1 protein-coding gene is annotated in these 697 nt (G+C 68.5%); it reads right to left on the reverse strand.

The annotated features are described in order from the left end of the window. A partial coding sequence (gene dgoD, locus AC1DWF_RS34725) for a galactonate dehydratase (RefSeq protein ID WP_476843018.1) occupies positions 1–578 on the reverse strand: 578 nt, incomplete at its 3' end. Between the last annotated feature and the right edge of the window lie 119 nt (positions 579–697).

The raw sequence follows: 697 nt of genomic DNA on the forward strand, positions 1-697 counted from the left end.
GCCATGGGCCGGTGCACGCGCCCATGGAAATCCACGGCGATGCCGAAATGGGGCCCGAGCGCGTCACGGATCGCCTGCACGCGGGCCAGCGCTGCGTCGATCTTGTCGTGGGTGTCGATGAACTGCAGCTCCTCGGTGCCGTTCATCTTCACGGCCGTGAAGCCGCGATCCGCGCAGTCCTGCGCCATGCGCGCCGTGTCGTCCGGACGGTCGCCGCCGATCCAGGAATAAACGCGGATCTTGTCGCGCAGCTGGCCGCCSAGCAGCKCGTGCACGGGCACGCCGAGCGCCTTGCCCTTGATGTCCCACAGCGCCTGGTCGATGCCGGCCAGCGCGCTCATGTGGACGGCGCCGCCGCGGTAGAAGCCGGCGCGGTACATCAGCGTCCAATGGTCCTCGATGAGCCCGGGATCCTTGCCGATGAGATAGTCCGACAGCTCGTCCACCGCCGCCGCGACGGTATGCGCGCGGCCCTCCACGACGGGCTCGCCCCAGCCGGTGATGCCTTCGTCGGTCTCCACCTTCACGAAGCACCAGCGCGGCGGGACGATGAAGGTGGTGAGTTTCGTGATCTTCAGGTTTCGATCCTCGCCAGCCGCACCGCGGTCTGCCCGGGCTGCGCGATCAGCATGGGCATCACCAGCAGGCAGTCCGCATGCGGCGTGCGGACCTCCTCCTCGCCGTCCATCGCGATGAG

The sequence above is a fragment of the Aminobacter sp. P4_D5 genome (assembly GCF_056401815.1).